Annotated in this window: 22 protein-coding genes; 8 read left to right on the top strand and 14 right to left on the bottom strand. The window is 71.6% G+C overall.

The window, feature by feature from the left end:
* The 4 genes from RBR11_RS17485 to RBR11_RS17500 form a co-directional block, all read left to right on the top strand.
* The coding region (locus tag RBR11_RS17485; protein ID WP_308490665.1) for a molybdopterin-dependent oxidoreductase at nucleotides 1-1,243 on the top strand (1,243 nt) is incomplete at its 5' end.
* Between the two features lie 206 nt (nucleotides 1,244-1,449).
* On the top strand, nucleotides 1,450-2,421 hold the full coding sequence (locus RBR11_RS17490; RefSeq protein ID WP_308490666.1) for an ABC transporter ATP-binding protein: 972 nt from the start codon (nucleotides 1,450-1,452) through the stop codon (nucleotides 2,419-2,421).
* Nucleotides 2,418-4,028 carry an ABC transporter permease gene (locus RBR11_RS17495; RefSeq protein WP_308490667.1) on the top strand — a complete coding sequence of 537 codons (1,611 nt, stop codon included), beginning with the start codon at nucleotides 2,418-2,420 and terminating at the stop codon, nucleotides 4,026-4,028. The genes RBR11_RS17490 and RBR11_RS17495 overlap by 4 nt, the downstream gene beginning before the upstream one ends.
* 169 nt (nucleotides 4,029-4,197) lie before the next feature.
* Nucleotides 4,198-4,692: a GbsR/MarR family transcriptional regulator gene (locus RBR11_RS17500; protein ID WP_308490668.1), complete on the top strand. Its 495-nt coding sequence runs from the start codon at nucleotides 4,198-4,200 to the stop codon at nucleotides 4,690-4,692.
* Between the two features lie 149 nt (nucleotides 4,693-4,841).
* Here RBR11_RS17500 and rocD read toward each other — a convergent pair whose 3' ends face one another.
* From rocD to RBR11_RS17520, 4 genes are all read right to left on the bottom strand, one after another.
* Complete coding sequence (gene rocD / locus RBR11_RS17505) at nucleotides 4,842-6,059, bottom strand: ornithine--oxo-acid transaminase (protein ID WP_308490669.1); 1,218 nt, start codon at nucleotides 6,057-6,059, stop codon at nucleotides 4,842-4,844.
* A complete protein-coding gene (gene ddaH / locus RBR11_RS17510) occupies nucleotides 6,056-6,934 on the bottom strand; it encodes a dimethylargininase (protein WP_308490670.1) in 879 nt (292 codons plus the stop codon). Before ddaH ends, rocD begins: the two co-directional genes overlap by 4 nt.
* Nucleotides 6,935-7,261: 327 nt before the next feature.
* The gene (locus RBR11_RS17515) at nucleotides 7,262-10,960 is read right to left on the bottom strand and encodes a proline dehydrogenase family protein (RefSeq protein ID WP_308490671.1); all 3,699 of its coding nucleotides are present in this window, start codon (nucleotides 10,958-10,960) and stop codon (nucleotides 7,262-7,264) included.
* 141 nt (nucleotides 10,961-11,101) lie between these two features.
* The gene (locus tag RBR11_RS17520) at nucleotides 11,102-11,665 is read right to left on the bottom strand and encodes an acyl-CoA thioesterase (protein WP_308490672.1); all 564 of its coding nucleotides are present in this window, start codon (nucleotides 11,663-11,665) and stop codon (nucleotides 11,102-11,104) included.
* Nucleotides 11,666-11,807: 142 nt separating this feature from the next.
* Here RBR11_RS17520 and RBR11_RS17525 point away from each other — a divergent pair, with 142 nt between their 5' ends.
* On the top strand, nucleotides 11,808-12,314 hold the full coding sequence (locus tag RBR11_RS17525; RefSeq protein WP_308490673.1) for a GNAT family N-acetyltransferase: 507 nt from the start codon (nucleotides 11,808-11,810) through the stop codon (nucleotides 12,312-12,314).
* Nucleotides 12,315-12,433: 119 nt separating this feature from the next.
* Here RBR11_RS17525 and RBR11_RS17530 read toward each other — a convergent pair whose 3' ends face one another.
* The 3 genes from RBR11_RS17530 to RBR11_RS17540 form a co-directional block, all read right to left on the bottom strand.
* A complete protein-coding gene (locus RBR11_RS17530) occupies nucleotides 12,434-13,900 on the bottom strand; it encodes a cytochrome b/b6 domain-containing protein (RefSeq protein WP_308490674.1) in 1,467 nt (488 codons plus the stop codon).
* Between the two features lie 158 nt (nucleotides 13,901-14,058).
* Complete coding sequence (locus RBR11_RS17535) at nucleotides 14,059-15,036, bottom strand: electron transfer flavoprotein subunit alpha/FixB family protein (RefSeq protein ID WP_308490675.1); 978 nt, start codon at nucleotides 15,034-15,036, stop codon at nucleotides 14,059-14,061.
* A 1-nt stretch (nucleotide 15,037) separates the two neighbouring features.
* Nucleotides 15,038-15,814: an electron transfer flavoprotein subunit beta/FixA family protein gene (locus RBR11_RS17540; protein ID WP_308490676.1), complete on the bottom strand. Its 777-nt coding sequence runs from the start codon at nucleotides 15,812-15,814 to the stop codon at nucleotides 15,038-15,040.
* Nucleotides 15,815-16,187: 373 nt separating this feature from the next.
* Here RBR11_RS17540 and RBR11_RS17545 point away from each other — a divergent pair, with 373 nt between their 5' ends.
* From RBR11_RS17545 to RBR11_RS17555, 3 genes are read left to right on the top strand one after another with little or no spacing between them, the layout of a single operon-like run.
* Nucleotides 16,188-16,724, top strand: coding sequence for a MarR family winged helix-turn-helix transcriptional regulator (locus RBR11_RS17545; protein WP_308490677.1), 537 nt, complete (start codon nucleotides 16,188-16,190; stop codon nucleotides 16,722-16,724).
* Nucleotides 16,724-17,176, top strand: coding sequence for an SRPBCC family protein (locus RBR11_RS17550; protein ID WP_308490678.1), 453 nt, complete (start codon nucleotides 16,724-16,726; stop codon nucleotides 17,174-17,176). The genes RBR11_RS17545 and RBR11_RS17550 overlap by 1 nt, the downstream gene beginning before the upstream one ends.
* Nucleotides 17,177-17,185: 9 nt before the next feature.
* Nucleotides 17,186-17,626 carry a YdeI/OmpD-associated family protein gene (locus RBR11_RS17555; RefSeq protein ID WP_308490679.1) on the top strand — a complete coding sequence of 147 codons (441 nt, stop codon included), beginning with the start codon at nucleotides 17,186-17,188 and terminating at the stop codon, nucleotides 17,624-17,626.
* Between the two features lie 148 nt (nucleotides 17,627-17,774).
* Here the strand turns inward: RBR11_RS17555 and RBR11_RS17560 are convergent, their stop codons facing one another.
* From RBR11_RS17560 to prpB, 7 genes are all read right to left on the bottom strand, one after another.
* Nucleotides 17,775-18,257: a putative immunity protein gene (locus tag RBR11_RS17560; RefSeq protein ID WP_308490680.1), complete on the bottom strand. Its 483-nt coding sequence runs from the start codon at nucleotides 18,255-18,257 to the stop codon at nucleotides 17,775-17,777.
* 5 nt (nucleotides 18,258-18,262) lie between these two features.
* Nucleotides 18,263-19,039 (bottom strand): enoyl-CoA hydratase-related protein, encoded by a 777-nt coding sequence (locus RBR11_RS17565; RefSeq protein WP_308490681.1) that lies wholly within the window; start codon nucleotides 19,037-19,039, stop codon nucleotides 18,263-18,265.
* 210 nt (nucleotides 19,040-19,249) lie between these two features.
* Nucleotides 19,250-20,134, bottom strand: coding sequence for a 3-hydroxyisobutyrate dehydrogenase (gene mmsB / locus RBR11_RS17570; protein ID WP_308490682.1), 885 nt, complete (start codon nucleotides 20,132-20,134; stop codon nucleotides 19,250-19,252).
* Nucleotides 20,131-21,306 carry an acyl-CoA dehydrogenase family protein gene (locus RBR11_RS17575; RefSeq protein ID WP_308490683.1) on the bottom strand — a complete coding sequence of 392 codons (1,176 nt, stop codon included), beginning with the start codon at nucleotides 21,304-21,306 and terminating at the stop codon, nucleotides 20,131-20,133. The genes mmsB and RBR11_RS17575 overlap by 4 nt, the downstream gene beginning before the upstream one ends.
* A 97-nt stretch (nucleotides 21,307-21,403) precedes the next feature.
* Nucleotides 21,404-22,903 carry a CoA-acylating methylmalonate-semialdehyde dehydrogenase gene (locus tag RBR11_RS17580; RefSeq protein WP_308490684.1) on the bottom strand — a complete coding sequence of 500 codons (1,500 nt, stop codon included), beginning with the start codon at nucleotides 22,901-22,903 and terminating at the stop codon, nucleotides 21,404-21,406.
* A 196-nt stretch (nucleotides 22,904-23,099) separates the two neighbouring features.
* Nucleotides 23,100-24,236, bottom strand: a complete 1,137-nt coding sequence (locus RBR11_RS17585) for a bifunctional 2-methylcitrate synthase/citrate synthase (protein WP_308490685.1) — start codon at nucleotides 24,234-24,236, stop codon at nucleotides 23,100-23,102.
* Between the two features lie 87 nt (nucleotides 24,237-24,323).
* Nucleotides 24,324-25,232 carry a methylisocitrate lyase gene (prpB, locus tag RBR11_RS17590; protein ID WP_308490686.1) on the bottom strand — a complete coding sequence of 303 codons (909 nt, stop codon included), beginning with the start codon at nucleotides 25,230-25,232 and terminating at the stop codon, nucleotides 24,324-24,326.
* Nucleotides 25,233-25,292 lie beyond the last annotated feature (60 nt).

Consider the following 25,292-nt stretch of genomic DNA (forward strand, 5'->3'; position numbering starts at 1 on the left):
GCCGCCGCCCGCCGCCACGCCGCCGCCCGCTGCCGCGCCGCCGCCCGCCGCCACGCCGCCGCCCGCTGCCGCGCCGCCGCTGTCCGGCCCGTTGCCCTCCGGCCCGTTGCCCTCCGAGCCTCCGCCGCTCTCGTCGACCCGGCAGTCCGCCGCACCGGCCCCGTCCGGGCCGTCGCGCCGCCGCTTCCTCGCCTGGGCCGCCGCGAGCGCGGTCATCGGCGTGCTCGCGACCGGTTTCGCCGCCGCAGGTCGGGCCGGATCCGTCGCCGCCGGGGCCGCGCGCCGGGCGCTGCGACTGCCGTCCCCGGCCACCCCGGCTCCGGCGATCCCGGCAGGCGCGTCGCTGAGCGGCGCACCGGGCCTCACACCCGTGATCACGCCGAACGCCGACTTCTACCGCATCGACACCGCACTCGTCGTGCCGTCGATCGATCCGTCCTCGTGGCGGCTGCGCATCCATGGCATGGTCGAGAACGAGGTCACGCTGACCTGGGACCAGCTGCTCGCGCTGCCGCTCGTCGAGGCCGCCGCGACCCTGTCCTGCGTGTCGAACGAGGTCGGCGGAGACCTCGTGGGCAATGCGGTCTGGCTGGGCTACCCGATCCGCGAGCTGCTCGCGCAGGCGCACCCGTCCGCCGACGCCGACATGGTGCTGTCCACCTCCGTCGACGGCTTCACCGCGGGCACCCCGCTGGAGACGCTCACCGACGACCGGAACGCCCTGCTCGCGATCGGCATGAACGGCCTGCCCCTCCCCGAGGAGCACGGCTTCCCGGTCCGGATGGTGGTGCCCGGGCTCTACGGCTACGTCTCGGCGACCAAGTGGGTCACGGATCTCGAGGTCACCCGGTTCGACAAGGCGACCGCCTACTGGACGTCGCGGGGCTGGTCCGCGCGCGGTCCGATCAAGCTCGAGTCCCGGATCGACGTGCCGGGCGGGAACCGGTCCGTGACCGCCGGCGACACGATCATCGCCGGCGTCGCGTGGCAGCCGCACGTCGGGGTCTCGGCCGTCGAGGTCCAGGTCGACAACGGACCGTGGCAGGCCGCCGAGCTTGCGGCGGCGATCTCCGACGACACCTGGGTGCAGTGGCGGCTGCCCTGGCACGCCACCGCCGGCCATCACCAGATCCGCTGCCGGGCGATCGGCAAGGACGGCACGACCCAGACCGGCACCGTCGCCCCGCCGGCCCCGGACGGGGCGACCGGCTGGCACACGATCACCGTGACCGTCGGGGCCTGATCCGCCCTCACTCTCCCGGCGCTGCCCGGTTTCGAGGCGCAGTTCGATGTTTTGGGGCGCGCCCCGGCAGGAATTCGGCACATCTGACGCCCCAAAACGACAGAAGGCGCCCCAAAGCGACAAGAAGGTCTCCTCACGGGATCCTCACGGAACCCATGCGCTTCACTTACTTCACGAATTTGTGAAATCGGCGTAGCATCGCCGCCATGAACACGATCATCCGCACCGACGGCCTCACCAAGCACTACGGCCGCGTGCATGCGCTCGACGGGCTTGACCTCCGTGTCGACGCGGGTCAGGTGCACGGCTTCCTGGGCCCGAACGGCGCCGGCAAGTCCACCACCATCCGGATCCTGCTGGGGCTCGCCCGCAAGACCGGCGGCTCGGCCACGGTCTTCGGCGAGGAGCCCTGGCACTCCGCCGTGCAGATCCACCGCCGCGTCGCCTACGTGCCCGGCGACGTCAGCGTCTGGCCCAACCTCTCCGGCGGGGAGTCGATCGACTTCCTCGCGCGCCTGCGCGGGGCGAAGACGAAGGATCCCGCCTACCGCGCCGAGCGGGAGCGGCTGATGGCCGCCTTCCAGTTCGATCCGCGCAAGAAGGGCCGCGCCTACTCGAAGGGCAACCGGCAGAAGGTCGCCCTCATCGCCGCGTTCGCCGTCCCCGCCGACCTCTACATCCTCGACGAGCCGACGAGCGGCCTCGACCCGCTCATGGAGGTGGTGTTCCGCGACGAGATCCAGCGGCTGCGTCGTGACGGCGCGACCGTCCTGCTGTCCAGCCACATCCTCTCCGAGGTCGAGCTCCTCTGCGACCGGGTGAGCATCATCCGCGCCGGGCGGATCGTCGAGTCCGGCACGCTCGCGGAGCTGCGCCACCTCACCCGCACCGAGGTGTCGTTCGAGGCGACCGACGGCTCCGTGCTCGCCGGGATCCCCGAGGCGCACGACGGGTCGATCGACGAGGGCCGCGCCCGGTTCACCGTCGACAGCGACGCGATCCCCTCCGTGCTCCCGGTCCTCGCCCAGCGCAACGTGTCGGGCCTGCGGATCGAGCCGCCCTCGCTCGAGGAGCTGTTCCTGCGGCACTACGGCGACGACCTCGCCGCCCTCCGCGCCGCCGAGGAGGAAGGCGACACCCGCGCGTCGCGGCGCGTCGCCGTGAAGGAGTCGAGATGAGCGTCCTGCTCCGCCAGCGCCTGCGGCGCGACTGGCTGCAGGTGCTCCTGTGGATCCTCGCGACCGTGCTCATGGCCTACGCCGGCTACGCGGGCGTGACCCAGTCCTACGCGACGACCACCGACCGCGTCCAGGTCCTCGCCGCGGTCATGGCGAACCCCGTCATCATGATGTTCCGCGGGCTCCCGTCCGGCGCCTCGGAGGGGCAGTTCCTGTCGTTCGAGATCCTGCCCTGGCTGACGATGCTCGCCGGTCTGATGAGCACGTTCCTCGCCGTCCGGCACACCCGCGGCGACGAGGAGGCCGGGCGGTCCGAGCTCGTCGCAGCCACGCCCGCCGGGCGCGCACTCCCCACCGTCGCGACGATCATCCACGGCGTGGGCGCCAACGTGATCCTGGGTGTGCTCGTGGCACTGGCTCTGATCGGATCGAAGCTCGACCCCGCCGGATCCTGGCTGATGGGCGCGACCTCCGCGACGACCGGCATCGCGTTCCTCGGAATCGGCCTGATCGCCGCACAGCTCATGCGCACCTCGCGCGGGGCCAACGCGCTCACCGTCTGGATCCTCGTCGGCACGTTCCTCGTCAACGGGATCGGCAACGTCGCGGGCACCCCGAGCAACGACCTCACCCGGATCACGAGCTCGGGGCTCGTCTGGCTCTCGCCGTTCGGCTGGGCCGAGCAGGCGCGCCCGTACGACGCGAACGACGCCGGACCCGCCCTGCTCGGGCTCGTCTTCGGGCTGGTCCTCGCGGTCGCCGCGGTGGCCCTGCAGTCGGTGCGCGACATCGGCGAGGGCTTCATCCCCGCCCGCCCCGGACGGACCCATGCACGGCCGGCGCTCTCCTCGCCGCACGCGCTCGTGTGGCGGCTGACGAACGGCGCCATCATCGGCTGGGCCGTGGGCGGGGCGCTCACCGGCGTCCTCGCGACCAAGCTCTCGGGGCTCGCCGGGCAGATCTCCGGGCAGAACCCCGCGGTCCAGCAGATCCTCGACAAGATCGGCAAGGCGGGCAACCTCGAGGAGACGGTCGTGTCGGTGTTCTTCACGATGATGGGGATCCTCGCCGCGTGCGCCGCGGTGCAGATCCTCGCGCGGGCGCGTCAGGAGGAGGCGCACGGCACGGCGGAGAACGTGCTGTCGCGTCCGGTCGGCCGGGTGCGCTGGCTGCTCGACTACCTGCTCGTCGCGACCTTCGCGATCGCGATCATCGTGGCCGCCGCGATGCTCGCCGCACTCGGCGGGCTCTCCGGGAACGCGCACGCGTCGTCCCTGTCGAAGGTCGTGATGGTGGTCGGGCTCGGACAGGGGCTCGCCGCGTGCGTGTTCACGGTCGTGACCGCGCTCGTGTTCGTGCTGATCCCCCGCGGGACCATCGCCGTCGCCTGGTCGCTCCTGCTCCTGGCCACGATGTTCGGCCTCTTCGGCCCGCTGTTCGGGCTGCCGGAGTGGACGACGCGGTTCTCGCCGTTCGCGGTCACCCCGATCGTGTCCAACGGGACCGCGGACCTGCGCGGAACGTGGTGGCTCGTGCTCGTGGTCGCGGTGGGTGCCGTGGCATCGCTCGTGCTGATGCGTCGCCGGCAGCTGCAGACGTCGTCCTGACCGGGTGCGCGGGATGGCCGCCCGGATCCGCGAGAAACCACTCCCGGCGCGAGACACCATCACAGGGCAGGTGTCTCGCACGGCAAATGGTTTCTCGCGGGAACCCGGCGGTGTCTCTGTGAGGGGCGGCAGTGGCGAAGCCGCGATGATGGAACAGGAAGGATGGCCGATGACGAAGGATCCGGATCCCGTGCCGCGTCCGCATCGCGGCATCGACGCCGCGGAGGAAGCCGCCGCGATGATCGCGGGCGTCGGGTTCCCCCGCATGCCCGGTCGCGTGCTGATGGCGCTCATCGCCGCCCCCGCGGACGGCTACTCCGCCGCGGAGCTCGCCGAGCGGCTCGGGATCAGCCCCGCCGCCGTCTCGGGCGCGGTGCGCTACCTGCAGACGATCCAGGTGATCCGCCGGGTCGCCCGGCCCGATCGCCGACGCGACCACTACCTCATCGTCCCGGACACGTGGTACGGCCTGATGACGAACAACGGCCCGATCTACGACAGCCTGGCCGCGCACATCGAGGCGATCGGTGCCGAGCACTCGGACGACGACGCCGCCCGCGCCCGCGCCACCGAGATGGCTGACTTCTTCCGCTTCATGGCCCGCCGCATGCCGCAGCTGGTCGAGGAGTGGGAGGCGCACCGCGCGGGGCTCGACGCACTCTGACGCCTGCCCTCCGCTCTCGCCTCCCCCCCTCTCCCCCAACGCGAGAAACCACTTCCTGCGTGAGAAACACCGCCGGGCCTGGTTTCTCGCGCGGGAACTGGTTTCTCGCGGAGGAACTGGTTTCTCGCGGAGGGCGGAGACGGATCCCGTCAGCCCCCGAGCACGTGCCGGAGCTGCTCCAGCGCCCAGTCCAGCTCGGTCGCGCGCACCACGATGGGCGGCGCGATCCGGATGGTCTGACCGTGCGTGTCCTTCGCGAGGACGCCGCGCTCGAGCAGCCGCTCCGCGATCTCGCGCCCGGTCCCGCGGGCCGGGTCGATGTCGATGCCGGCCCAGAGTCCGGCCACGCGGACCGCGGTCACCCCGTGGCCGAGGAAGGCCTCGAGGCCCTCGCGCAGATGCGCGCCGAGCGCCTTCGCGCGCTCCTGGAACTCGCCCGACTCCAGCATCTCGACCGCGCGCAGTCCGACGGCCGCGGCGAGCGGGTTGCCGCCGAACGTGGATCCGTGCTCACCGGGACGGATGACCCCGAGCACGTCCTCGTTCCCGACGACCGCGGAGACGGGCAGGAGCCCGCCGCCGAGCGCCTTGCCGAGCAGGTACAGGTCGGGCACGACGCCCTCCCGGTCGCAGGCGAAGGTCTCGCCGACGCGGCCGAGGCCGGACTGGATCTCGTCGGCGAGGAACAGCACGTTGTTCTCGGTGCAGATCTCGCGGATCCGGCGCAGGTAGCCCTCCGGCGGGATGATGACCCCGCCCTCGCCCTGGATCGGCTCGACGAGCACGGCGACCGTGTCGTCCGTGATCGCCGCGGCGATCGCATCGGCGTCGCCGTACGGGACCGGGTCGAAGCCGGGCGTGAACGGGCCGAACCCGTCGCGGGCCGACTCGTCGTCGCTGAAGCCGACGATCGTGGTGGTCCGGCCGTGGAAGTTGCCCTGCGCGACGACGATGCGCGCGGCGTTCGGGGTGACGCCCTTGACCCGGTAGCCCCAGGCGCGGGCGACCTTGATGCCGGTCTCGACGGCCTCGGCGCCGGTGTTCATCGGCAGGACCAGATCCTTGCCGCACAGCCGCGCGAGCGCGGCGGCGAACGGCTCGAGGCGGTCGCTGCGGAACGCGCGGCTGGTCAGCGCGACCCGGCCGAGCTGCTCCTCGAGCGCGGCGACGAGCGCCGGGTGGCGGTGACCGAAGTTCACCGCGGAGTACGCCGCCAGCAGGTCGAGGTAGCGCTTGCCCTCGACGTCGGTGACCCAGGACCCCTCGGCGCGGGCGATCGTGACGGGCAGCGGGTGGTAGTTGCGGGCGACGTGCGGCTCGACGTCGGCCCGCTCCGGTCCCTGGGCCTGTCGAAGGACGGCCGTCACTTCGCGCCCCGCAGTTCGAGGGTGCAGCACTTGATGCCGCCGCCGCCGAGCAGCAGCTCGCTGAGGTCGACCGTGATCGGGTTGTAGCCGCGCTCGCGCAGCTGCTTCTCGAAGCCCTTCGCGCGCGGCGAGATGATCACGTTGTAGCCGTCGCTCGCGGAGTTCAGGCCGAACACGGCGCCGTCCTCGTCCGAGACGAGGATCGCGTCGGGGAAGCGCTCGGCGAGGATCCGCTGCGAGGCCTCGTCGAAGGCGTGCGGCAGGTAGGCGATGTTCGCCGCGGCCGGTCCGCCGTTCTCCACGCCGACGACCGGGTCGAGCACGGCGAGCGCGGTGTCCAGGTGGTAGAAGCGCGGGTCGACGAGGGTCAGCGAGACGACCTCGCGGCCGAACACCTCGCCCACCTCGCGGTGGCTGTCGCCCGTGGAGCGGAATCCGGTCCCGGCGAGGATCACGTCGCCCGCGAGCAGGAAGTCGCCCTCGCCCTCGTTGACCTCCTCCGGCATGACGGTGTCGAAGCCGTTCGCGCGGAACCAGTCGGCGAACGCGGGCGCCTCGCCCTGGCGCTCTACGAAGCGGAACTCCGGGACGTACGCGCGGCCGTCGATCACGAAGCCGCCGTTGGCGGTGTAGACCATGTCGGGGTAGCCGTCGAGCGGGTCGATGAGCTCGACCTCGTGGCCCAGCTCCAGGTACAGGTCGTACAGCTTCTGCCACTGCGCGAGGGCCTTCGCGGTGTCGGTGGGGTTCGCCGGCTCCATCCACGGGTTGATGCTGTAGTTCACCGTGAAGTGCTCGGGGCGGCACATCAGGTAACGGCGGTGGTGGGCGGTCCGGGCCGGGACGGTCACGGTGGCGGTCTCGGGCGTCGACATGGGTGGCTCCTCGAAAGGCAGGTGCGGCGGACGCTGTCCTCGGGCCCGGCGGTCCTTCGATCCGGGCATCGGGGATGCGGGGAGAAGATGCGACACGGGCACGCCGATATCCATTCTCTCATCCGAGGCCGAACAGTGCCAGGATCAGCGCGATCGGGCGACGACACCCCGGCGCCGCGGCGTCCGTCGAAGATGGTTTTCGTCGCCGCGCGCGTCCTCCGCGCAACGTTTTCCATCCGCCCGGATCCGGCCGCGCACGTCGGAGATGCTTTTCGCCTCCCGGTGCGTCCCGCGCGCAGCGTTTTCCATCTCTGACGTGCGCGCCGCTCAGATCACCTCCGCGCTCCAGTCGTCCGGGTTGCCGTATCGGTGCGCCGTGATCGCGATCGCCTGCTCGTGCAGGAACGGGAGCAGCTCGATCCGGCCGACGGTGGTCACCTCGCCGGCGTGGATCGCGAGGTCCGGATCGCCGTGCACCGCCTCGGCGAGCGCGAGATGCAGGGTGGCGACGTCGTCCGCGGTTCCGACGATGCGCACCCGGTTCGGCCGCGGCGGGGCCTCCTGGGCTGGCTCGTCCGCGCCGTCGGCGTCCTCCGTGGTGCGGGGCGTGAAGCGCTGGATCCACTCCGCGTCGCTCTCCACGAACACCGGGATCTCCGTCTCGCCGAGCACGCGCCGCACCGCCGCCGGAAGCCCGGTCGACGTCGACAGCATGAACTCGCCGCCGGCGCGGATCGCGGCGATCGCGACCCGCAGCAGCTCCCGCAGCGGCGCCTCGCCCGTGGCCCGCACCGCGACCGGGACCGATCGGTAGCGGAAGAGATTGCGCTCGATGCCGAGCCGCGACACATCGCGCACCCGGCCGAACTCCTTGTCCCAGGCGAGGGCGTCGGAGAGCGCGGCGCGGCGCAGCCACTCGAACGCGGTGTAGTCGAGCGAGGGCTGGGCCGCCTCGATGAGCGAGGTGATCCGGGTGTCGAGGCCGCGCAGGTGCAGCGTGGTCGATCCGCCGGCACCGCCGGTGCTCCGCCACGACCCGAGCCCGACGAGGTAGTTCGGGCCGCCGGCCTTCGTGCCCGTGCCGACCGAGGAGCGCTTCCAGCCGCCGAACGGCTGCCGCTGCACGATCGCGCCGGTGATCCCGCGGTTCACGTAGAGGTTGCCCGCCTGCACGCGCTGCAGCCACAGCGCGAGGTCGGCCGGATCCTGCGTGTGCAGCCCCGCGGTGAGCCCGTAGTCGACGCCGTTCTGCAGCTCGATCGCCCGGGCGAGGGACGGCGCGTGCATGATGCCGAGCACCGGCCCGAAGAACTCCTCGCGGTGGAACCGGGATCCGGCCTGCACGCCGGTGCGGATCCCCGGTGTCCACAGCCGCCCGTCCGGCCCCTCGAGCGGCTGCGGCTCGAGCAACCACTTCTCGTCGCGGTCGAGCTCGGTGAGCGCCCAGCGCAGCTTGCCCTGCGGGGGTTCGATCACCGGCCCCATCTCGGAGAGCGGATCCGCCGGCCAGCCGACCTTCATCGACCGGGTCGCGTCGACGAGCTGCCGGGCGAAGCGGTGCGATCGGGCGACCGGGCCGACGAGGATCGCGAGCGACGCCGCCGAGCACTTCTGCCCGGCGTGCCCGAAGGCGCTCTTCACGAGGTCGGCGACGGCGAGATCGAGATCCGCCGAGGGCGTGACGATGAGGGCGTTCTTGCCGCTCGTCTCGGCGAGCAGCGGCAGGTCGGGGCGCCAGCCGCGGAACATCGCCGCGGTGTCCCAGGATCCGGTGAGGATCACCCGGTCCACGTCCGGGTGCGCGATGAGCTCACGACCGAGATCCCCCTCGAGCTGGACGAGGGCGAGCAGGTCGCGCGGGATCCCGGCGTCCCAGAGGGCGGCGGCGATCACGGCGCCCGAGCGGCGCGCCTGATGCGCGGGCTTGAACACGACCCCGGACCCCGCGGCGAGCGCGGCGAGCACCCCGCCGGCCGGGATCGAGATCGGGAAGTTCCACGGCGGCGTGACCACGGTCAGCCGCGACGGCACGAACGCGGCACCGGGCACGGCGTCGAGCTCGCGGGCCTTCGCGGCGTAGTACCGCGCGAAGTCGACGGCCTCGCTCACCTCCACGTCGCCCTCCGCGACGACCTTGCCGGTCTCGGCGGCGGCGACCTCGATGAGGTCGGCGCGGCGCGACTCCAGCACGGTGGCGGCGCGCAGCAGCACCTCGGCGCGCTCCGCGGCGGGCCGCGCACCCCAGAGCGCGGCGGCCGCGCGCACCCGGGAGATCGCCTTGTGCAGCGCCTCGGGATCCTCGATCCGCGCGGTCTGCAGGATCCCCTCCCCCGCGACGGATCCGGGGATCTTGGCGAGGATCCCGCGCGCCCACTCCCGGTTCGCGGGCAGCGCCGGGTCGGTGTCCTCGGCGTTTCGGAAGCCGGGCGCCCCGACGGCGACCTCGGACTCGTCCTCACGGATGGCGAACACGGCGGTCTCGACGTAGGTGTCGTCCTGGTGCCCGGGCCCGGAGATGCCGAGCACCGCCTGGGTGAGCGCGCCGTCGGCGTCGTCGGGGTCGGCGCGCAGCGCGGCGGACTCGTGCACCGGGGCGAGCCGGTTCTGGCGGCGGCGCGGTGACCGGCGCAGCGACGGATCCGCGGAGCGCTCGAGAGAGGAGGCGAACCGCCCGACCTCGCGGTCGAGCAGATCCGGGTCGTCGTGCAGCCGGAACGCGGCGGACAGGTAGTTCTCGCTCGACGCGTTCTCCTCGAGCCGGCGCACGAGGTAGCTGATCGCGACGTCGAACTCGGCGGGCCGGACCACGGGCACGTAGAGCAGCACGTGCCCGACCGCGCGGCTCACCGCCTCGACCTGGCCCTGCGCCATGCCGAGCAGCATCTCGAACTCGATCGGCGACGACGCGTCGGGCGATCCCGCCTCGGGCCGCACCCCGCGGTCCCCGGCGAGCAGCCAGGCGTAGGCGATGTCGAAGAGGTTGTGCCCGGCGATGCCGATCCGCACCGCGCGGATCGCCTCGGGCTGCAGCGCCTCGTTCAGGCAGCGCAGGTAGTTCGCGTCGGTGTCGACCTTGGCGTCGTAGGGCGCCGGGGTCCAGCCGTGCATGGCCGCCTCGACCCGCTCCATCCCGAGGTTGGCGCCCTTCACCATGCGCACCTTGATCGGGGCGCCGCCGCGGTCGACGCGGTCGCGCGCCCAGGCGGTGAGCTCGCGCAACGCGGGCAGCGCGTCGGGCAGGTAGGCCTGCAGCACGATCCCGGCCTCGAGGTGCTCGAGCCGCGGATCCTCCAGGATCCGGGTGAACACCGCGATCGTGAGGTCGAGGTCGCGGTACTCCTCCATGTCGAGGTTGATGAACGTTCCGCCCCCCGAGCCGGCCGAAGGGCCGGCCGCCGTCAGATACAGCGGCAGCAGCCGTTCGGCGACCTTCGCCACGACCTCGTCGAAGGCCCACATCGAGATGCGGCTGACGACGGCGGAGACCTTGACCGAGACGTAGTCGACGTCGTCGCGACGGATGAGCTCGTGGATCCCGTCGAGCCGACGCAGCGCCTCGGCCTCGCCGAGCACCGCCTCGCCGAGCAGGTTGAGGTTCAGACGCGCGCCGCCCTCGCGGAGCTTCGCGATCGTCGGGCCCAGCTTGGCCGGCCGGGCGTCGGCGACGAGGTGTCCGACCATCTCCCGCAGCACCCTCCGCGCGATCGGCACGGTCGGGGTGGGCAGGCCGGGGGCGACGACGCCGCCTGCGCGCACGGCGGCGCGGAGATACCAGGGCAGGAAGCCGGGAACGAGAGGAGCGACGCGGTTGAGGCTGGCGGCCGCCGCGCCCAGGCTCTCCGGCCGCATCACGCCGTCGACGAAGCCGAGGGTGAACGGCAGCCCGTCCGGATCCTGCAGCACGGCGGCGAGACGTTCGGCCGCGGGATCCGCGTGCGCCTCGGCGGCCTCCTCAATCCAGCGCTGGGCGAGGTCGACGGCCCTGCGGGCCCGTTCGGTCTCCTCGTCGGTCAGCCACTGCGGCATCGGCATCGCCTCTCTGCTGCGCCCGTCGGGTCGGGCGTGGAATCCACCTCCTCCCAGCATGCCGTCGTCTGCCGAGCAGGGCTCCGTGCCACGCCCTTCACGGGCCTCAGCGACAGCCTCTGCGGGGCTCGCCCGCCCCGCTCAGTCCGACCAGACGCTCGGTGCGGGGGCCTTCGTCGGCGGGAGGGCCGAGGCCGCGGCCCAGTCGTGGATCCAGTCCTCGACGCCGGGCACGTCGCCCGGGTGCCCCAGCGCGCCGAAGAACTCCTCATGCGAGACCCGCCCGCCGGAACGTCGCAGGATCCGCGCCCGCACGATCACCTTCGCGTACACCTCGCCGTCCACGACCGCGCGGTGCTCCATGAACATCGCCTTGTGGTCGTGCCCGGTGAAGCGCGACTCGACGTCGAAGCGCTGCCACAGCTCGAGGGACTTGCGGAACGTGACCGTCTCGCTGGACACCACCGCGTACCAGCCCCGCTCCTTCATCGCGTCGAACAGGCCGGTGCGGATGAGCAGATCCCAGCGTCCGAGATCGAACAGGGACAGGTACCGTCCGTTGTTCATGTGCCACAGGATGTCGAGATCGGTGGGCAGCGTCGTCAGCCGGATCGTGCTCACGGCGGTCTGATCGAGGCCCTGTCCGCGACGGAGCCGACGGCGGGCGGAGAGGATCACGAGGATGGTGCGCCAGATCACATTCACACCGGGGAGCGTAATGAATCCGGCACGGGAGACGCGGATCGATTGTCGGATCCGCACAGGTACGGCACGACGTGTCAGGCCCGGAACGAGGCCGGTGACGCTCGATTTCTCCTCAGCGCACCTCACGCGTAGAGTCGCGAACATGAGCGCCGATGCCCTTCTCAACGTCACCGTCCGACCCGTTCGCGATGTGGACGCCGAAGCGCTCGGCCGTGTGCACGCGAAGTGCTGGCACGAGACCTACGACCACCTCATCAGCACCGCGGTGCTCGAGGCGGTCTCCCCCCGGCGCCTCGCCGAGCTGTGGACGCACTGGGCCTCCCAGGGCGAGGAGTACCGCATGAGCGCGGCTCTCGTGGACGGCGAGATCGTCGGCTTCGTCGGATCGGGCCCTGCCCGCGACGAGAACCCGCCGGCGGAGCGCGAGCTCTACTTCATCTACCTGCTGGACGCCTGGCACGGCACCGGCATCGGCCAGCGCCTCTTCGACGCGGCCGTCGCCACGGACGAGGCCTGCTACCTCTGGGTCGCCGAGGACAACCCCCGTGCGCACCGCTTCTACGTCCGCAACGGCTTCACCCTCGACGGCACCTCGCAGCAGGAGCCGTTCCTCGGCGAGACCATCGAAGAGGTCCGCTTCGTCCGCTGAGCCGGACCCCTCCCGTCGAGGCCCCCTCTGAGCGTCCGCGCCCCCTCCTGGTGACGCTGCTCAGAGGGGGCCTCGACGTTGCGAGGGGGCGTCGACGGGTCTCTCGGCGGCAGGATCCGTCAGCGGCCGGAGACCTTGCCGAACAGCCTGGCGATCGGGGCGAGCACGAGCGGGCGGGCCGCGATCCAGCCGACGGCGACCACGACCATCGCGAGCACGAACACCCAGAACCCGGTCCAGGTGACGGCATCCTGCGAGGCGAACATGTGGTTCAGGTTGCGGAGCATGCCGGTCAGGAACACGAGCGCGACGTGCACGACGATGAACGCAGAGAAGAACAGCATCGTCGGGAAGTGCACCGCACGCGCCCACTCGACCGGGTAGGCCTTCGAGAGGCTCTCCGCCTTCTTCGGCCACACGCTCGACATCCGGAAGCCGGTCACGATCGCCACGGGCGCGGCGAGGAACACGATCGTGAAGTAGGCGAGCTGCTGCAGGCTGTTGTAGTTCACCCAGCCGTTCTCGGTCGGCCAGTCGAACGAGACGTACTGCAGCAGGGCCGAGAGGGCGTTCGGGAACACCTCCCAGCTCGTCGGCACGATCCGCACCCACTGGCCGGTCGCGAACAGCAGCACGACGAAGATCGCGCCGTTCACGATCCAGAGCAGGTCGAGCGCCTGGTGGAACCACAGCGTCAGGCTGATCTTGCCCTTGGCCACCTTGTGCGGGGTCCAGAACACGGTCGGCCGCTTCTGCGTGCGCACCTGCAGGCCGGATCGGATGATCAGCGTCATCAGGAAGATGTTGAAGAAGTGCTGCCAGCCGATCCAGCCCGGGATGCCGACCGCGGTGCCGGCCGGCAGGCGGTACTCGCCCGGGAACGCGGCGAGGAAGTCGTGCATGAACGGCAGGCTGAGGAACGCGCGCACCAGCGCGACCCCGGCGCCGGCGAGGATCGCGAGCCCGGCCGCGGCGAAGAGCCCGCTCAGGGCCTGCGGCCAGGTCGGGCGCAGGCGGGACGGCGCGGGCGCGACGGCAGCGGCGTGCCGCGGCGCGACGCCCTGCCACACCGTGCGCGTGAACGGCAGCGGGGCGGAGACATCGGGGCGGGGCGCGACGGCGGATCCGGGGGGCGTCGCCGCGGCGGTGGCGGTCGCGGCACTCGTCACGAGCTGGGTGTCGTCCCGCTCCGCTCGGTCGACCACCGGGACGGTCGGTACTGCGGCGGCGGTCCCGGCCGGGGGCCACGGGTCTCCCCCGGCGACGCGCGGCAGGCCGCGGCGCAGGGCGGATCCGGGTGCTGCGGCGGCTGCGCCGGACGGCGCGGTCGCGGTCGCGGTGGCCGGGGCCGCGTCGAGCACCTGCGCCGTCTGCGGGATCATCCCTTCGACGGGCTCGGAGACCGGAGCGGGGGCCGCAGCGGTGATCGCGGGCGCGGCGGCTGCCCCGGCCGGGGGCCAGGGTTCGCCGCCGGCGACGCGGGGCAGGCCGCGGCGGAGGACGGATCCGGATCGGGATCGTCCGGGGTCGTTGAGCGACGCCGCCGCAGCCGACGGCGACGAAACGCCGTCACCGACGGGCGACACCGACACCTCGCCCGCAAGGGACCGCGTTTCGTCTCGCTCCGGCTCCGCCGGGGCTCGCTCAACGACCCCGGCCGCGGCACCGGCCTCGATGACCCCGGCGGGGGGCCAGGGGTCGCCGCCTGGGGTGCGGGGCAGTCCCCGTCGCAACGTGACCACGCTCAGGCCTTCCGGGCGCGCAGCTGTTCGATCAGCTGCGGCACGACCGTGAACAGGTCCCCGACGATCCCGAAGTCCGCGACGTCGAAGATCGGCGAGTCCGGGTCCTTGTTGATCGCGACGATCGTCTTCGCCGTCTGCATCCCCGCACGATGCTGGATCGCCCCCGAGATCCCCACCGCGACATACAGCTGCGGCGACACCGACACCCCGGTCTGCCCCACCTGATGCGCGTACGGGATGAACCCGGCATCGACCGCCGCCCGGGACGCGCCGACCGCACCACCGAGCACGTCGGCGAGGTCCTCCACCAGGGAGAAGCTCTCCTTCGATCCCAGACCCCGCCCCCCGGACACGACGACCTTCGCACCCCGCAGCTCCGGACGCGACGACGTCGCCTCCACGGCCTCGACCGGCTCACCGGTCGCCGCCGGGGCACCGGACGCAGTCACCTCCAGCGGCTCCACCCGCGCATCGACGGCGTCGGCGCGCGCGTCGATCGCGCCCTGCCGCACCGTGATCACCGGGACACCGAACGTCGGCGCCGAATCCGTCAGAAACGCACCCCCGAACACCGAGTGATGCGCCACAACACCCTGGTCGTCCCGGGACACACCCACCGCGTCGACCGACAGGGCCAGGCGCTCCCGCACCGCGAGCCGGCCGGCGACATCACGCCCCGCGATCGAGTTCGACACCAGCACCGCATCCGGGCGCACCACCCGGAACGCGGCCTGCAGTGCGTCCACGACCGGGACCGTGACCGGCCCGCCGTCGACGTCCGCGGTCAGCACGACCTGCGCCCCCGCGGCCGCGGCCGCATCCACCGCCGCCTGCGCCGTCCCGGCAGGCGCGGCGACCACCGCGACCGGGGACCCCAGCAGCGCCGCCGCACCGATCAGGCCCGCCGTCGACGGCGCCGCGGACCCCGTCGGGGTGACATCGACGAGGACGAGGATCGGGTTCACCGGGTACGCCATGTCACACCAGCCTGTTCTGCGCGAGGAACTCGACCAACTGCCCGGCCGCGTCCCCCTCGTCCGTGATCTTCACACCCGCCGCCCGCGGCGGCTTCTCCGACACCGCCGTCAGAATCGACTGCGGCACCCCGCCCGGATCGACATCCACCCCCAGATCGGAGAGGGACAGCACCTCCAACGGCTTCTTCTTCGCCGCCATGATGCCCTTGAAGTTGGGGAACCGCGCGTCCGGCAGCGCCTCCGTGATCGACACCACCGCCGGCAACGGCACCGTCACCCGCTGCGACCCGAAATCCGTCACCCGACTGCCCGCGACCTCGGTCTCCCCGATCGTGACACTGCTCATCGCACTCGCCAGCGCGAACCCGAGATGCTCCGCAAGCATCGCCGGCATCATGCCGCCGGAGCCGTCCGTGGAGAGATTGCCCGTGATCACCAGGTCCGGCTCGCCGCGACGGATGGCCGCCGCGAGCACCGCAGCGGTGAGCCCGAGATCCGCCCCGCGCAGCGCCTCGTCGGAGACGTGCACCGCCGACCCCGCCCCGATCGCGAGCGCCCGACGGATCGACGCGGTCGCCGACTCGGGTGCCATCGACAGCACCACGACCTCCGTGCCGGGGTGTGCGTCGGCGTGGCTCAGAGCGACCTCGAGGGCACGCTCCGTGATCTCGTCCAACACGACCTCACCCGCGCCGCGGTCGGCGAGACCCGTCACCAGGTCGAGCTTGCGGTCCCCGTAGGTGTCGGGCACCTCTTTCACCAGGACGAAGATCTTCATCGAGCCTCCTCACGCGAGGGTCCGTGCGGCCGCACGACCGCACAGGCGTCGCCCGGTTACCGGGCGATAACGTGGTGCCAGCGTACCTCAGCGCGGGCCTCCGAGCCGACCGTCCGGTCGTCCGCGAACGGCTCGTGACGCCACCCTCCCACCGCGGTCCGACGGCTAGCGGAGAGCCACGGCGCCGTCGCCTTCCACCGCGCAGACGCGGTCCCGTTCCGCGGATCCTGTCCCGTTCCGCCGAGGAATCCGCCGCATCGGTCAGCGGATCGGGACATCGGCGGCGGATCGGGGCGGAGAGGGCGCGGATCGGGACGGAACCGCCCGGCAGGCCGCACCGGGAGAGCCGCGATCCGATCGGTAACGTAGGGGAATGGTCCGACCGCATCCGCTGCCCGTCGATCCGCTCGCCGAGGCGAAGCGGCAGTGGCTCGCGCACGGCTGGACCCACGCCGCCGACGGCATGTCGGTCGTCACCTCGGTCATGCGCGCCCAGCAGCTCCTGCTCGCCCGTGTGGACGCCGCCCTGCGCCCGTTCGCGCTCTCCTTCGCCCGGTACGAGGTGCTGCGCCTGCTCGCGTTCAGCCGCACCGGGACCCTGCCGCTGTCCAGCGTCGTCGCCCGCCTGCAGGTGCACGCGACGAGCGTCTCCAGCACCGCCGACCGGCTCGTGCGCGACGGCCTGATCGCCCGGCACCGGGATCCGCACGACGGCCGCGCCGCCCTGCTCGAACTGACCGAGACCGGCCGGGCGCTTGTCGAGAGCGCGACGGACGCCCTGAACGACGAGGTGTTCACGGATCCGGGGATCGACAGCTCGGACGCCGCCGATCTCGTCGCGATCGTGGCGCGCATGCGCAAGGCGGCCGGCGACTTCGCCGATCCGCGCCCGCAGCCGGATCCGCTCTGATGCCGGCGTTCGCGCTGGAGCGGCTCATCCCCGCTCCGGTCGAGCGCGTGTTCGCGCTGTCGCTGGACGTCGCCGTGCATGTGGAGTCGATGACGGCGCACGACGAGCGGATCGTCGGAGGCGTCGGCTCCGGCCTGATGCGCGAGGGCGACACGGTGACCTGGGACGCCCGGCACTTCGGTGTCCGGTTCCGGATGACCTCGCTCGTGTTCGACGTGGACCCGCCGCACGGCTTCTCGGACCGGCAGCTCCGCGGGCCGTTCGCCGAGTTCCGGCACCGGCACACGTTCACGCCGAGCGGGGACGGCACGCTCCTACGGGATGAGATCGAGTTCCGCTCGCCGTTCGGCCTGCTCGGCCGGATCGTCGACGCGCTCGTGATGCGCCGGCACCTGATCCGCCTGATCGAGCAGCGCAACGACACCCTGGAGCGGCGGTCCACCCGCCCGTAGGCTGACGGGATGAGTGAACTCCGGATCCGCACCGCCCTCGAGCCCATGGGACCGGCGGGCGCGATCGTCCTCACCGACGAGCAGGTCGCCGCGCTGAGCACGGCCAAGGCGTTCCCGGTCGCCGTGACGATCGGCGCGAGCACGGCCCGCCTGCGGCTGGCGCGCATGGGCGGCAAGAACCTCATCGGCTTCAGCAAGGCGAACCGCTCGGCGATGGGCGTGGAACTCGGCGCCGAGTTCGACGCGGTGATCGTCGCCGACACCGCCGAACGCACGGTCGAGGTGCCTGAGGCACTCGCCGCGGCTCTCGCCGACGCCGGCCTCACCGCGGTCTACGAGGGGCTCAGCTTCACCCGGCGCAAGGAGATCGCGGTCGCGGTCGCCGACGCGAAGCAGGAGACCACCCGCGACCGCCGGATCGCGAAGGCCGTGGACGAGCTGCGCGGCTGAGGCCCGGCCGTCCCCCGGTCGTTGAGCGAGCGCAGCGAGACGAATCGGCGTTCTCCGACGAACCGACCGCAGCCGCGCGTCGGGTCACCCCGTTTCGTCTCGCTCCTCGCTGCGCTCGGTGCTCGCTCAACGACCGGAACGACGGCGCTCAGTCCCCGTCGTACACGTAGGTGTCGAAGCGGGCGGGGATGTGCATGCGCTGCCAGGCGAGCTCCTCGTCGCGGCGCGAGCGGTCGCCCGGGAAGGCCCGGGCGGTGTGCCGCGGCACCTGACGGCTGTGCCCGGCGAGGTGCGCGACCGCGACCGCCTGACCGCACACGCGCGCGGCGGCGACGGCGTTCGGATCCTTCGCCTCGCGTGCGGCCTCGTGGCAGGCGAACGCCTTCTCCCTGACGGCGTCGATGTCGATCTCGCCGCGCAGGAACGCCTCGGCTGCGGCGAGCGCCTCACGCGGACGGTCGTCGTCGGGGCGCTCCTCCTGGAACAGCGGCAGCAGCCGCTCGGCGCAGGCGATCGTCCAGCCGACGAGCTCGCGCCGGTCCTCCTCGGACAGGCGCAGATCCGTGACATCGGGAAGGCCGTCGTCGCCGGGCTCGATGAGCGACGGTTCGACGGGACGCATGTCGACCATGACCGTCACCGGTTCACGAACTGCGGCGGACGCTTCTCGCGGAAGGCGGCCATGCCCTCCTTCTGGTCCGCGGTGTCGAACAGCGCGGCGAACGCCTCCCGCTCCACGTCGAGGCCGACGGCGAGGGTCGTCTCCAGGGCGGCGTCCAGCGTCGCCTTGGCCGAGATGATCGAGGGCAGCGACTTCGCGGCGATGGACTCGGCGAGCGTCGAGGCCTCGGCGAGCAGGTCGGCGGCGGGCACGATGCGGGACACGAGCCCCGCGCGCTCCGCCTCCTCGGCACCCATGATCCGCCCGGACAGGATGAGCTCGGCGGCCTTGTAGTAGCCGACCGCGCGGATGAGCCGCTGCGTGCCGCCCATGCCGGGGATCACGCCGAGGTTGACCTCGGGCTGGCCGAACTTGGCCGTGTCGGCGGCGAGGATGATGTCGCACATCATGGCGAGCTCGCAGCCGCCGCCGAGGGCGAAGCCGGAGACCGCGGCGATGACGGGCGTGCGCACGGCGGCGAAGTCGCGCCAGGCGCCGAAGTGGTCGGTCGCGGTCATCTCCGCGGCGGACATCGCCTCCATCTCCTTGATGTCGGCACCGGCGGCGAAGGCCTTCTCGGATCCGGTGACCACGATCGCGCCGATCCCCTCGTCGACGTCGAAGGCGGTGGCCGCGGCGGTGACCTCCGCGGCGACCTGGGAGTTCAGTGCGTTGAGCGCCTGGGGCCGGTTCAGGGTGATCCAGCCGACGCGTCCTCGCTGCTCCGTCAGGATCGTCTCGTACTCGGCCATATGCTTCCCTTCACCGCTTCGTCGTGGCCTCTCCAGTATCCCCCGGATCCTCGGAGGGGTTCGTCCCCCTGGGGATGGATCCCTCGCGCCGGCTCACCCCGTCACTGGCCGTGAGACCGAACCGGGGGCGCGAGACCGAGGAAATGACGCACGGTCTCGCGACGCAGGTTCGGTCTCGCGGTCAGCAGCGGCGGGGCGGATCCGGCTCGGTCAGGACGCGTCGCGGATGTCGGTGATGATCCCGGAGAAGTCGCGCGCGGCGCCGGGGCCGTCGGCGAATGCGGAGTAGATCTCCTGCGCGAGCCGGCCCATCCGGGCGTCGGTGCCGGTGCCCTCGATCGCCTGCACCGCGAGGCCGAGGTCCTTGGCCATGAGCGCGCCCGCGAAGCCGGGCTGGTAGTCGCGGTTGGCCGGGCTCGTCGGCACGGGGCCGGGCACGGGGCAGTTCGTGGTGAGCGACCAGCACTGGCCGGATGCCTGCGACACCACGTCGTACATCGCCTGGTGCTCCAGACCGAGCCGCTCGGCCAGCACGAACGCCTCCGCGACGACGATCTGCGAGACGCCGAGGATCATGTTGTTGCAGATCTTCGCGGCCTGCCCGAGACCGGGTCCGCCGCAGTGCACGATCCGCTTGCCCATCGCCTCGAGCAGCGGCAGCGCCTCGGCGAAGTCCTCGTCGGATCCGCCCACCATGAACGCGAGCGTCGCGTTCTCGGCGCCCACGACGCCGCCGGAGACGGGGGCGTCGACGCTGCGATGTCCGGCCTCGATCGCCAGGGCATGCGCGGTGCGCGCCTCGTCGACCGCGATCGTGGAGGACTCGATGAACAGCGTGCCGGGCTCGGCCGCGGCCAGCAGCCCGTCCTGATAGGCGGCGATCACATGCTTCCCGGCGGGGAACATCGTGATGACGACCTCCGCGCCGGCCACGGCGTCCACGCCGAACGACGCGACGGGGATCCCGGCAGCACCAGCGGCCTCGACCGCGGCGGGCACCAGGTCGAAGCCGACCACGTCGTGCCCCGCGGCGATGAGATTCTTCGCCATGGGCAGGCCCATGTGCCCGAGCCCGAGGAACCCGATCCGCGTCATGACGCGCCCCGCATCGAGGCGGATCCGGAGGGGCGCAGCATCTCGCGTCCGACGATGAGTCTCATGATCTCGTTCGTCCCTTCCAGGATCTGATGCACCCGCAGATCACGGACGACCTTCTCGATCCCGTAGTCCTGAAGGTACCCGTACCCGCCGTGCAACTGAAGAGCCCTGTTCGCGACGTCGAAGCCGGCGTCCGTCGCGAACCGCTTGGCCATCGCGCAGCGCATCGTGGCGTCCGGCGCCTTCTCGTCGACGGCCTGCGCACCGTCGTGCACCATGAGGCGCGCGGCCTGCAGATCCGTGCGCATGTCGGCGACCGCGAACAGGATGGACTGCTTCTCGGCGAGGGGCTCGCCGAACGCTTCGCGCTCGTGCACGTACTGCACGGCCCGGTCGAGCGCCCACTGCGCGCCGCCGATCGAGCAGGCGGCGATGTTCAGCCGGCCGCCGTTGAGCGCGCTCATGGCGATCGCGAAGCCCTGCCCTTCGGATCCGAGCAGGCTCGTCGCGGGCACCCGCACCCCGTCGAGGATCACCTGGCGGGTGGGCTGGGCGTGCCAGCCCATCTTCTTCTCCGGGGCGCCGAAGCTCAGCCCCGCGGCGTCGCCGGGGACGAGGAAGGCGGAGATGCCCTTCGCGCCGGGGGCCCCCGTGCGGGCCATGACGATGTAGACGGCGGCCTCGCCGGCGCCGGAGATGAACTGCTTGACCCCGGTGAGCACGTACTCGTCGCCCTCACGGGTCGCACTGGTGGCGAGCGCCGCGGCGTCGGATCCGGCCCCCGGCTCGGTGAGGCAGTAGGAGCCGAGACCCTCCATCGACGTCAGCTCGGGCATCCAGCGCTCGAGCTGGGCGTCGGTGGCGTAGGTGTCGATCATCCAGACGACCATGTTGTGGATCGAGATGTAGGCGGCGACGGTCGGATCGCCCTTCGCGAGTTCCTCGAAGATGGCGACGGTGTCGACGCGGCGCAGGCCCGTGCCGCCCCAGTCCTCGCGGACGTAGATGCCGCCGAGGCCGAGCTCGCCGGCGCGGTGCAGGGTGTCGCGGGGGAAGATGTGCTTCTCGTCGCGCTCGGCGGCGAACGGGGCGAGCTCGGTCTCGGCGAACTCGCGGACGGCGCCGAGGATCGCGGCGCGCTCCTCCGTGGTGGTGGTGACGGTGGTCATGGGGTTCTCCTCGTGGGATCCGGTCGGTGAAGATGCGTCGACTCGCCGCGTTTCGTCTCGGTCGCTGCGCGTCCTCGCTCAACGACCGGAAGAACGGTCAGTGCATCGTGGGGATGACGAAGCTGGCGCCTTCGCGGATCCCGCTGGGCCACCGGCTGGTCACGGTCTTGGTCTTCGTGTAGAAGCGGAACGCGTCGGCGCCGTGCTGGTTGAGGTCGCCGAAGCCGCTGCGCTTCCAGCCGCCGAACGTGTAGTACGCGATCGGCACGGGGATCGGCACGTTCACACCGACCATGCCGACGTTGACGCGCTCGACGAAGTCGCGGGCGGCGTCGCCGTCGCGGGTGAAGATGCCCACGCCGTTGCCGTACTCGTGCTCGGACGCCATCCGCAGCGCCTCCTCGTAGTCCTTCGCGCGTGCGACGACGAGAACCGGGCCGAAGATCTCCTCGAGGTAGATCGACATGTCGGTGGTGACCCGATCGAACAGGGTCGGGCCGAGGTAGAAGCCGGACTCGTGACCGGGCACGGTGAAGCCGCGGCCGTCGACGACGAGCTCGGCGCCCGCGTCGATGCCCGCCTCGATGTACCCCGTCACGCGGTCGACGGCCGCGCGGTTCACGAGCGGGCCGTAGTCCATGCCGGGCTCGAGCGACGGACCGACCTTGAGCTTCGCGATCCGCTCCACGAGCTTCGCGGTGAGCGCGTCCGCGGTCTCCTCGCCGACGGGGACGGCGACCGAGATCGCCATGCAGCGCTCCCCCGCCGAACCGTAGCCGGCGCCGATGAGGGCGTCCGCGGCCTGGTCGAGGTCGGCGTCGGGCATGACGACGAGGTGGTTCTTGGCGCCGCCGAAGCACTGCGCGCGCTTGCCGTGCGCGTTCGCGGTGCTGTAGATGTACTCGGCGATCGGGGTGGATCCGACGAAGCCGATCGCGCGCACGCGCGGGTCGGTGAGCAGGGTGTCCACGGCCTCCTTGTCGCCGTGCACGACGTTGAGGACACCGGCGGGCAGGCCGGCCTCGAGGAACAGCTCGGCGATCCGGACCCCGACGGAGGGGTCGCGCTCGCTGGGCTTGAGGATGAACGCGTTGCCCGAGGCGAGCGCGGGGCCCATCTGCCAGAGCGGGATCATCGCGGGGAAGTTGAAGGGCGTGATGCCGGCGACCACGCCGAGCGGCTGGCGCAGCGAGTAGACGTCGATGCCGGTGCCGACGCCGGTGGAGTATTCGCCCTTGAGCAGGTGCGGGGCGCCGATGCAGAACTCGATCACCTCGACGCCGCGCTGGATGTCTCCGCGGGCGTCGTCGAGGGTCTTGCCGTGCTCCTGCGAGAGCAGGGTGGCGAGGTCGTCCATCTCGTCGCGGATCAGCTCGAGGAAGCGCATGAACACCCGGGCGCGCTTCTGCGGGTTGGTCGCGGCCCAGCCGGGCTGCGCGGCCTCGGCGTTCGCGATCGCGGCGCGCACCTCGTCTGCGGAGGCGAGCGGGACCCGCGCCTGCACGGATCCGGTGGAGGGATCGAAGACGTCCCCCCAGCGCTCGGACGTCCCGGGGGTCGGGGTTCCCCCGATGAAGTGGGTGATGTCACGGACCATCGTGTGCTCCTTCTTCGGCGTCGTCGTCGACGCTGCTTCCAGATTACGTGGCCATCCATTTAGTTACTAGGACTTCCATGTACTTCATCGGCAATTCACGGCCCGGATGCGTTTCGAAGAGCGCAAAGTGCTGCATCCGCGCGTCGCGGACAGCACTTTGCGCTCTTCGAAACGGGAAGGAGCAGGGCTCTCGCGACTACGGCGTCGGCACGTGCCGCTCGTCGACGCCGACGTAGGCCGACAGCGGGCGGATCAGGGCGTTCGCCGCCGCCTGCTCCATGATGTGCGCGGTCCAGCCGGTGACGCGCGACGCCACGAACAGCGGCGTGAAGGTGAGCGTGTCGAAGCCGATGAGGTTGTACGTCGGGCCGGACGGGTAGTCGAGGTTCGGGTAGATCCCCTTGCGCGCCACGAACTCCCTCTCCAGCGTCGCGTACAACTCGGCGACGTCGGGACGGTCGTAGTGCTCGACGAGCGTGTCGAGCGCGGCCTTCATGGTCGGAACGCGGGAGTCGCCGTGCTTGTAGACCCGGTGTCCGAAACCCATGATCTTGCGCTTGGACGCGAGGGCCTCGTCCAGCCACGGGACGACCTGATCCGCCGTGCCGATCTCGTCGAAGATGTGCAGCACGGCCTCGTTCGCACCGCCGTGCAGCGGCCCCTTGAGCGCGCCGATCGCACCCACGACCGCCGAGTACAGGTCGCTGAGGGTCGAGGTGATCACGCGCGCGGCGAAGGTCGAGGCGTTGAAGGAGTGCTCGGCGTACAGGATCATCGACCGGTTGAACGCGTCGACGACGACCGGATCCGGCTCCTCGCCGAAGGTCATCCAGAGGAAGTTCGCCGAGTAGTCCAGGTCGTCGCGCGGCGGGACGATGTCCAGGCCGTGACGGCGGCGCTGACCGTACGCGACGATCGCGGGCAGCGCCGCGAACAGCCGGACGCTGCGGTCCAGGTTCTCCTCGGGGCTGCCGCTCGCGTCGAGGACGGATCCGGCTCCGGTGAGGTCGTCGGAGCCGAGGAGGCTGACGGCGCTGCGCACCTCGTCCATCGGGTGCGCCTCGCGCGGCGTGAGGTCGATCACGGCCTTGACGTTGTCGGCGAGCGCGCGGTACCTGCGCTCCGTCGCCCGGAGCGCGGCGAGCTGCTCGGCGGTCGGGAGCTCGCCGTTCCAGAGCAGGTATGCGACGGCCTCGAACGGCTGGGTCGCGGCGAGCTCCTGCACGGGGTAGCCGCGGTAGAGCAGGCTGTTCGTGTCCGGGTTGACCTTCGAGATCGCCGTCGTGTCGACGACCACGCCGGCGAGGCCCTTCTTGATGTCGGGGTCGCTCATGTCGTTCTCCTTCTGCAATGCCGTGGTCGTTGAGCGAGGAGCGAAGCACCGAGACGAAACGCGCGCGTTTCGTCTCGCTCCGCTCGCTCAACGACCGGAGGTGTCGATGGTGAAGTTGAAGATGCTCGTGTCGAAGCGGTTGTACGCCTCGTAGTCGATGAGGTCGTACAGGTCGGCGCGGTGCTGCATCTCGCCGAGTTTCGAGGTGAGATGCCCCTCGTCGTTCAGCGTATCCAGCGCGCGCGAGGTCGCACCCATCGCGATCCGGAGCATCGACACCGGCCAGATCACGATCTGCACGCCCGCGCTGCGCAGCTGCTCGGTGGTGAACAGCTCGCTCTTGCCGAACTCGGTCATGTTCGCGAGGATCGGCACGTCGAGCGCGGAGGCCATCCGCTCGAACTCGTCGAGGGTGCGCATAGCCTCGGGGAAGATCGCGTCGGCGCCGGCGTCGACGAGCGCCTTGGCCCGGCCGACCGCGGCGTCCATGCCCGCCACGGCGCGGATGTCGGTGCGCGCCATGATGAGGAAGTTGGGATCGCGCCGGGCATCGACCGCGGCACGGATCCGCTGCGCGGCGGTGAACTCGTCGACCACCTCCTTGCCGTCGAGGTGGCCGCAGCGCTTCGGGTTGACCTGGTCCTCGATGTGGGTGCCGGCGAGCCCGGCGTCCTCGAGGGTCTGGATCGTTCGGGCGACGTTCATCGGCTCACCGAAGCCGGTGTCGGCGTCGATGATCGCGGGCAGCTCCGTCATCCGGGCGATCTGCTGGCCGCGCCCGGCGACCTCGGTGAGCGTGGTCAGGCCGATGTCGGGCAGGCCCAGGTCGGCGGACAGGACCGCGCCGGAGATGTAGACCCCGTCGAAGCCCTTCCGCTCGATGAGCCGGGCGGACAGCGGGTTGAACGCGCCGGGGAAGCGCAGCAGCTCCCCCGCGGCGAGCCGCTCCCGCAGGATCCGCCGCTTCTCCGCGGCCGGAGTGGTGGCGTACAGCATCAGTTCCTCCTCAGCTCCTCACCGTGTCCCACTTTCGGCTCTCGAAACCCTGGTCTCGGA

The sequence above is a fragment of the Microbacterium capsulatum genome (genome assembly GCF_030865425.1).
GTDB lineage: Bacteria > Actinomycetota > Actinomycetes > Actinomycetales > Microbacteriaceae > Microbacterium > Microbacterium capsulatum.

What these genes read in the sequence shown, in the direction of transcription:
- RBR11_RS17535 (WP_308490675.1), bottom strand. Translation starts at nt 15,036, where the DNA reads ATGGCGTACCCGGTGAACCCGATCCTCGTCCTCGTCGATGTCACCCCG.
- RBR11_RS17555 (WP_308490679.1), top strand. Translation starts at nt 17,186, where the DNA reads ATGAGTGAACTCCGGATCCGCACCGCCCTCGAGCCCATGGGACCGGCG.
- prpB (WP_308490686.1), bottom strand. Translation starts at nt 25,232, where the DNA reads ATGCTGTACGCCACCACTCCGGCCGCGGAGAAGCGGCGGATCCTGCGG.
- mmsB (WP_308490682.1), bottom strand. Translation starts at nt 20,134, where the DNA reads ATGACGCGGATCGGGTTCCTCGGGCTCGGGCACATGGGCCTGCCCATG.
- RBR11_RS17540 (WP_308490676.1), bottom strand. Translation starts at nt 15,814, where the DNA reads ATGAAGATCTTCGTCCTGGTGAAAGAGGTGCCCGACACCTACGGGGAC.
- RBR11_RS17515 (WP_308490671.1), bottom strand. Translation starts at nt 10,960, where the DNA reads ATGCCGCAGTGGCTGACCGACGAGGAGACCGAACGGGCCCGCAGGGCC.
- RBR11_RS17585 (WP_308490685.1), bottom strand. Translation starts at nt 24,236, where the DNA reads ATGAGCGACCCCGACATCAAGAAGGGCCTCGCCGGCGTGGTCGTCGAC.
- RBR11_RS17550 (WP_308490678.1), top strand. Translation starts at nt 16,724, where the DNA reads ATGCCGGCGTTCGCGCTGGAGCGGCTCATCCCCGCTCCGGTCGAGCGC.
- RBR11_RS17580 (WP_308490684.1), bottom strand. Translation starts at nt 22,903, where the DNA reads ATGGTCCGTGACATCACCCACTTCATCGGGGGAACCCCGACCCCCGGG.
- RBR11_RS17560 (WP_308490680.1), bottom strand. Translation starts at nt 18,257, where the DNA reads ATGGTCGACATGCGTCCCGTCGAACCGTCGCTCATCGAGCCCGGCGAC.
- RBR11_RS17495 (WP_308490667.1), top strand. Translation starts at nt 2,418, where the DNA reads ATGAGCGTCCTGCTCCGCCAGCGCCTGCGGCGCGACTGGCTGCAGGTG.
- RBR11_RS17490 (WP_308490666.1), top strand. Translation starts at nt 1,450, where the DNA reads ATGAACACGATCATCCGCACCGACGGCCTCACCAAGCACTACGGCCGC.
- RBR11_RS17565 (WP_308490681.1), bottom strand. Translation starts at nt 19,039, where the DNA reads ATGGCCGAGTACGAGACGATCCTGACGGAGCAGCGAGGACGCGTCGGC.
- RBR11_RS17500 (WP_308490668.1), top strand. Translation starts at nt 4,198, where the DNA reads ATGACGAAGGATCCGGATCCCGTGCCGCGTCCGCATCGCGGCATCGAC.
- RBR11_RS17525 (WP_308490673.1), top strand. Translation starts at nt 11,808, where the DNA reads ATGAGCGCCGATGCCCTTCTCAACGTCACCGTCCGACCCGTTCGCGAT.
- RBR11_RS17575 (WP_308490683.1), bottom strand. Translation starts at nt 21,306, where the DNA reads ATGACCACCGTCACCACCACCACGGAGGAGCGCGCCGCGATCCTCGGC.
- ddaH (WP_308490670.1), bottom strand. Translation starts at nt 6,934, where the DNA reads ATGTCGACGCCCGAGACCGCCACCGTGACCGTCCCGGCCCGGACCGCC.
- RBR11_RS17545 (WP_308490677.1), top strand. Translation starts at nt 16,188, where the DNA reads ATGGTCCGACCGCATCCGCTGCCCGTCGATCCGCTCGCCGAGGCGAAG.